3 protein-coding genes are annotated in these 7035 nt (G+C 70.6%); 1 reads left to right on the forward strand and 2 read right to left on the reverse strand.

Annotation, left to right across the window (positions count from 1 at the left end; translation table 11 throughout):
• Window positions 1-117 precede the first annotated feature (117 nt).
• A complete protein-coding gene (locus K9U40_RS21135; protein ID WP_282892090.1) occupies window positions 118-1740 on the forward strand; it encodes an ABC-F family ATP-binding cassette domain-containing protein in 1623 nt (540 codons plus the stop codon).
• A gap of 105 nt (window positions 1741-1845) precedes the next feature.
• Here the strand turns inward: K9U40_RS21135 and K9U40_RS21140 are convergent, their stop codons facing one another.
• Complete coding sequence (locus K9U40_RS21140; protein ID WP_282892091.1) at window positions 1846-4722, reverse strand: autotransporter outer membrane beta-barrel domain-containing protein; 2877 nt, start codon at window positions 4720-4722, stop codon at window positions 1846-1848.
• A gap of 411 nt (window positions 4723-5133) precedes the next feature.
• Window positions 5134-7035: 3'-5' exonuclease (locus K9U40_RS21145; protein WP_282892092.1), on the reverse strand; the 1902-nt coding region annotated here is incomplete at its 5' end.

A 7035-nucleotide genomic window follows, 5' to 3' on the forward strand; every position in this document is an offset into this window, starting at 1 on the left:
GGTGCGGACCAGGGCAGGGCCGATCGCATGGCAGGCGCGGCGTCCGCGCCCTTTCCCGCGGGCGCCCGATGGCCTATTTGCGCGCACAAGCTCCCTTTTCTCCCCGAGACACCGCGCATGATACGCCTCGACAATATCGGCAAGCAGAACGGCAAGCAGATCGTCTTCATCGAAGCCTCGGCGGCGCTGCTGAAGGGCGAGAAGATCGGCCTCGTCGGCCCCAACGGCGCCGGCAAGACCACGCTGTTCCGCATGATCACCGGCGAGGAGCCCCCCGACGAGGGGCAGGTGAGCGTCGATCGCGGCATCACCATCGGCTATTTCAGCCAGGACGTGGGCGAGATGGCAGGCCGCAGCGCGCTGGCCGAGGTGATGGACGGCGCCGGCCCGGTGAGCGTCGTCGCCGCCGAGCTGAAGGAACTGGAGACGGCCATGGCCGACCCCGAGCGCGCCGACGAGATGGACGCCATCATCGAGCGCTACGGCGAGGTGCAGGGCCGGTTCGAGGAACTGGGCGGCTACGCGCTGGAAGGCCGCGCCGCCGAGGTGTTGGCCGGCCTCGGCTTCAGCCAGGAGATGATGGACGGCGACGTGGGCAAGCTTTCGGGCGGCTGGAAGATGCGCGTGGCGCTGGCCCGCATCCTGCTCATGCGCCCGGACGTGATGCTGCTGGACGAGCCCTCCAACCATCTCGACATCGAGAGCCTGATCTGGCTGGAGGCGTTCCTGAAGGGCTTCGACGGCGCGCTGATGATGACCTCCCACGACCGCGCCTTCATGAACCGCATCGTCACCAAGATCGTGGAGATCGACGCCGGCGCCCTCACCACCTATTCGGGCGACTACGAATTCTACGCCCAGCAGCGGGCGCTGAACGAGAAGCAGCAGCAGGCCCAGTTCGAGCGCCAGCAGGCCATGCTGGCCAAGGAGATCCAGTTCATCGAGCGGTTCAAGGCCCGCGCCTCCCACGCCGCGCAGGTGCAGAGCCGGGTCAAGAAGCTGGACAAGATCGACCGGGTGGAGCCGCCCCGCCGCCGCGAGAGCGTGTCGTTCGAGTTCCAGCCCGCGCCGCGCTCCGGCGAGGACGTGGCGAGCCTGAAGGGCGTGCACAAGAGCTATGGCAGCCGCACCATCTATGAGGGGCTGGATTTCCACGTGCGCCGCCGCGAGCGCTGGTGCGTCATGGGCGTCAACGGCGCCGGCAAGTCCACCCTGCTGAAGCTGGTGACGGGGGCGACGGAGCCGGACGCCGGCACGGTGGCGGTGGGCGGCAGCGTGAAGATGGCCTATTTCGCCCAGCACGCCATGGAGGTGCTGGAGGGCGAGCGCACCGTGTTCGAGACCCTGGAGGATTCATTCCCCCAGGCGGGGCAGGGCGCGCTCAGGGCGCTGGCCGGCTGCTTCGGCTTCTCGGGGGACGATGCCGAGAAGCGCTGCCGGGTGCTGTCGGGCGGCGAGAAGGCCCGCCTCGCCATGGCGCGGATGCTCTACGACCCGCCGAACTTCCTGGTGCTGGACGAGCCCACCAACCATTTGGACATCGCCACCAAGGAGATGCTGATCGCCGCGCTGGCGGATTATGAGGGCACCATGCTGTTCGTGTCGCACGACCGGCATTTCCTTGCCGCGCTGTCGAACCGGGTGCTGGAGCTGACGCCCGAGGGCATCCACCAATATGCGGGCGGCTACACCGAATATGTGGCCCGCACCGGCCAGGAGGCCCCCGGCCTGCGGAGCTGACCCGTCGCGGCGCTGGCGCACGGCCGAGGCCGGCAAGGTCTCGGCCGGGAGAGCCTTGCCGGGGGGCGTCGCGGGGCGCCCGGACCGGCACGGGCAGTGCGGCTTTCAGAACTTCCAGGTGAGGCTGGCCTTGCCGCCATTGTCGGTGGCGTCCGAGGCGAACTGGCCGGCATAGACGAGGCCCAAAGTCGCCTGCGCGGACAGCTTGATGTCGAGCCCGGCTTCCACCACCGCGGCATCTTCCGCGATGGGCACGCCGGCTACCGTGTAGGCATCGAACAGCTCGAAGGCGTTGACCGACAGCGGCGTGGTGTCGCCGAAGGCGTGCCGCCAGCCCAGCGTGCCCCGCGCCGTCGCGGCCATGGAGCCGAGGTCGAAGGCGGCGGAGGCGCGCAGCCCCAGCGTGGTGAAGGTGACGCCGGTGGTGTCGCCGTCCACGGTCAGCGCCGCGATGCCGCCGGTCTCGGTGAGGCCCTGGGTGTCGAGGTTCACATAAGCGAGGTTGGCGAAGGGCTCGAAGGCGAAGCCCGCGGCATTCGTGCGCCAGCCCAGCTCGCCGAACACCTGCGCGGTGCCGGCGCCGTAATCACCCGAGAGCTGGTCGAACAGGCCGGGGAAGGCCACGGTGCGGGTGGTGGACACGTCCTGCCACGTATAGGCCGCGCCGGTGCGCAGGGAGAGGGCGCCCCAGGCGGTGCCGCCGTAAAGGCCCACATGGTAGTTGTCGCTGCTGCCGGAGGAGGCGCGGTCGTCCACCGAGAAGGAGGTGCCGCTATAGCCGGCGAGGAAGCCGAGGCGCCAGTCGCCCACGGGGGCATCGGCGCCCACGAGCAGGCCGGCGGTGGAGCTGTCGAGGCTCGCCGCGTTGCCGTCGGTGTCGATGGAGCCCCAGGAGCCGAAGCCGGTGGCCCAGAAGACGAGGCCGTCATGGGTCGGCGCCACCTTGGTGGGCATGCCCTTGACGTATGCGAGCGCCGGCGTGCTCACGGCCCCGGCGGCGTCGGTGGCGGCGCGCAGGCGGTCGTTCATGGCGTTGCGGACGAAGCGGCTGTCCTCGATGAACACCGTCTTGGCGCTGGCATAGAGCTCGCCGGACATGAGGTCGAAGGCGGCGCGGGCGGCGGCGAAGCTCGCCTGGTTGCCCACCGCGAAGGAGAGCGCCCCATCCTCCGGCAGCCGGTCGAGGGCGGCGGCGGTGTTGCGCTGGTTGAAGGTGAGGGCCGCGTCGGTGAACGAGGTGGTCTTCTCCACCTCCAGCGCCATGGTGGTGCCGTCGGAGACGAGGCCGAGCTCGTAGAACGGCGTCAGGTAGGTGTCGCCGGTGAGGTCGAACAGGCCGGTGATGCCGCCGGCGGCCGTGAGCACGGTGTACCGGGTGCCCACCAGATAGGGGCCCGAGCCGGAACGCTCCACGTCCAGCACGGCGCCGTCGGTGATGGTGGCCGCGCCGTCCACCACGGTCTTGTCCGCCGCGCCGGTGGAGGTGTTCAGCTCCACCGCATAGGTGGCGCCGGCATCGAAGCCGGCATTGCCGCCCACGGAGAGGGTGCCGATGGAATTGCCGGGCGCCAGCGTGCCGGCCACCGTCAGGTTGCCGCCGATCCTGCCGTAGCCGCCCAGCGTGCCGGCGCTCTCCACCATCACGTCGCCGCCGAGCACGGTGCTGCCGCCTTCCGCGCCCACCAGCAGCGTGCCGCCATGGACGGTGGTCAGTCCCTTGAAGCCGGAATCGTCGCCGGTGAGGCGGGTGACGCCGGCATAGACGTCGATGGCGCTGGTGCCGTTGCCGGTGCTGGCGATGTCGATGCCGAGCTCGTAGGGGCCGGCGGAGGTGGCGGTGTGGTTGATGACGAGGGTGCCGGTGCCATCGCCGAGGAGGACCGTGCCCACCTCCAGCGTGCCCGCGGCCGCCGCGGCATCGCCCGCCTTGGCGCCGATGGCCAGCGTGCCGGCGCTGCCCGCCGCGCTCGCGATATCGATCTGGCCGTCGCCATCGGCGCCCACCTTCACCACGCCGTCATCGGTGACGACGAGGGTGCTGCCGCCGTCGATGTGAAGGCTGGCGCTGTTGCTCCAGATCGAGCCGGCGCCGGAGACGGTGGCGGTGCTGGCGGCGCCGAAGCCGAGATAGCCATCCTTGTCCGAGACGCTGCCGCCATCGGTGATATTCAAGGTGCCCTTGACGCCGAAGCCCACATAGAGCGTGTCGGCGGAGAGGCTCGATTCCGTCCCGGTGACGGTGGCTGTGCCCTCGGCGAAGCCGCCGATGAGGGCGATGGGCGCCGTGACGGAGGCGCCGTCCTCGACATTCAGGGTGCCTTTGTCGAGGAAGCCCACATAGAGCTGGATGCCGCTGGTGAGGGACGAGCCCGCGCCGGTGACGGTGGCTGTGCCCTCGGCGAAGCCGCCGATGAAGGTGATCGGCGCTGAGACGGTGGCGCCGTCCTCGACGTTCAGCGTGCCTTTGCCCTCGAAGCCCACATAGAGCAGGGTGTTGCTGGTGAGGGCCGAGCCCGCGCCGGTGACGGTGACGGTGCCCTCGGCGAAGCCGCCGATGAAGGTGGTGGGCGCAGTGACGACGGCGCCGTCCTCGATGTCGAGGGTGCCTTTGCCCTCGAAGCCCACGTAAAGCACGGTGCTGGTGAGGGCCGAGCCCGCGCCGGTGACGGTGGCTGTGCCCTCGGCGAAGCCGCCGATGAAGGTGGTCGGCGCGCTCACGGTGCCGCCGGCCTCGACGGACAGGCTGCCGGTGCCAAGGAAGCCGACCGAGAGCGGAACCGCGAGGTTCCAGTCCGGCGAGACGGCGGGGCTGGGGTTCACGTCCCCGGTGGTGGTGACGCTCTGCGCCCAGGCCGCGGCGGGCAGGGCCATGCCGGCGGCGAGCACCGAGGCCGCCGCGAGGCTGGCCTTGCCCCGCGGCGTGCGACCACGCTCCGTGCCCGCATTGCGCCGGCCGAATTTGCCCGTCTTGCCCTCGCCCATAACGCCCCCAGCCCGAATCCGCGCCACGCCTGTGTTCAGTAACGCGGCACGGTATTCGGACAAGTGCGCCAATCCAATAGCAATGGGGGAGTCACGGCCGGATGACGGTCATTCTCAGATTGAGGAAATAATGCTTTCCGAAGAGATTGAGATATGCGCAGTTGAACGCATGACGTGCGGGCCGGCGCAGGGGTTCAACTCTCGAGATCCGGCCGCAATCCAAGATAGGCCATGGTTCCAATGGTTTTGTGCCCCAATTCGCCGCAATATGCTTGCGGTTATAAGGCGTGATCTTTGCGCGTGGCGCGTGTGGCGGTGCAGCACGGCGGTGCGGTACTATGGCGCCGCCTCGGATGGTGAGTGCTATTGTCGCATCTGCCGCCCGCACGGCCTTCCCGCCGGGCGCTGGCGTCAATAGCGCAGCCGCGCGTAATAGGAGGTCTCGGCCGCCGCCCGCGCCTGCCCCAGAGTGAGGATGCCGCGCGCGCGCAGCAAGGGCAGCAGCTTCAGGAAGATCTCGGCGGTGACCAGCGCGTCGCCGAGCGCGGTGTGGCGGCCGGATACGGCGACGCCGAGGCGCGCCGCCATGGCTTCCAGTCCGTGGCTGTCCTCGCCCGGATGGACGATGCCCGCCAGCAGCAGGGTGTCGAGCACCGGCTGGTCGAAGCGCACCCCGCTCGCCTTCTCCTTGAGGGTCAGGAAACGCATGTCGAAGGCCACGTTGTGGCCCACCAGCACCGTGTCGGCGGCGAAGGCGTGGAAGGCGGGCAGCACCTCCGGGAGGCTTGGCTTGCCGCGCACCATCTCCGGCCGGATGCCGTGCACCGCGATGCCGGTTTCAGGGATGGAGCGGCCGGGGTCCACCAGCTGGTCGAAGCACTCGGTGGCGAGCAGGCGGCCATTGACGATGCGGGTGGCGCCGATCTGCAAAATCTCGTCGCCGCCGGCCGGGTCGAGGCCGGTGGTCTCGGTGTCGAACACCGTATAGGCGATCTCGCCGAGGGCCCGCTCGTCGCTCTCGCGGCTCTGCGCGCTCGCGGCGAACAGGTCGAAGTCGTAATAGGCCGGCCGGCTCTCGCCGGCGGCGGGCGCGTCCGGAACGGTGCCGGCGGCCACCGGCAGGAGGAAGCGGAACAGCGCGCCGGAGCCGTCGCGCGCATGCTCCAGCCAGAGTTCGCCACCGTGCCGCTCCACCACGTCGCGCACCGTGAGGGGGGAGGGGGCGTCGGAGGTCTGCATGGGGCAGGTCTGCCAGCCGGCGAGGTTGAGGCCGGCGCTGGCGCCCTCGAAGGCAAGGTCCAGATGGGCGCGCCCGCCCGCCGGCGCCAGCCGCAGGGCGAGGCGGGACCCGGCTAGCGCCTCGCACAGCCGGGCGGCGAGGAAGGCGAGGGCCTGGATCAGCGCGAAGCTGTCCACGCTCAGCCAGATGTCGGCGTCCACCGCATCCGTGTCCACCTCCTGCCCGGTCTCGGCGGCGATGCGCTGGGCGGCGGCGGCCACGAGGTCGGCGCCCAGCATGTCCTGCAGCGGCCAGCGGGTCTTCATGTCGTGGGAGGCGTCGGCGGCCAGCGCGGTCAGCCGTCCGCTCATGGCGCCCACCTCGTCGCGCACCACGGCCTGGAAGCGCTCCCGGTCGGCGGGCTCGAGGTCCGGATAGTCCAGCATGTCGAGGGCGGCCTGCATGCTGGCGAAGGAGGCGCGGCTCGCTTCCGAGAGGTCGAGCCAGCGGTGGTCCTGCCGCGAGCGGGCCTCGTATTCGTCGGTGATGTCGTCGAGCAGCAGCACGAAGCCGGTGACGTCGCCCCTGTCGTCCGCCGCCGCCCGCACCGGGGCGAGGGACACCTGGATGAGGTGGCCCAGCGGCGTGGTGGTGACGAAGCGCGCCGAGGCCCGCGCGTCGCCGCGGGCGATGCGCCGGGCGATGCTTTCGCGCGCATGGTCGATGAGGGCGCGGTCGATGACGGTGTGGATGGACCGCCCGAGCCCGATCAGCTCGGCGCCCCCGGCGCCCCCCGGCGCCTGCGACAGGCGGCGGAAGAGCGCGCGCGCCCGCGCATTGTAGAGCAGGATCCGCCCTTCGAGATTGAGCACCACCACCGATTGCTCCAGCTCCGCCATCAGGGCTGCGAGCTGGTCGCGCTGGAGCGCCACGTCGCGGCTGGCCTCGGCAATGTGCCGGGCCATGTCGTCGGACAGCGCGCGGCGCTGGGCGGCGAGGGCGTTGATGGCCGTGACGAGACCCGTCATCTCGATGCCGCCTTGGGCGACGAGGGGCGGGGCGGCGGCATCGCCGGCGAGCACGCGGGTGGCGTC

It is taken from the genome of Xanthobacter autotrophicus (genome assembly GCF_030015065.1).
Taxonomy (GTDB): Bacteria; Pseudomonadota; Alphaproteobacteria; order Rhizobiales; family Xanthobacteraceae; genus Xanthobacter; species Xanthobacter autotrophicus_D.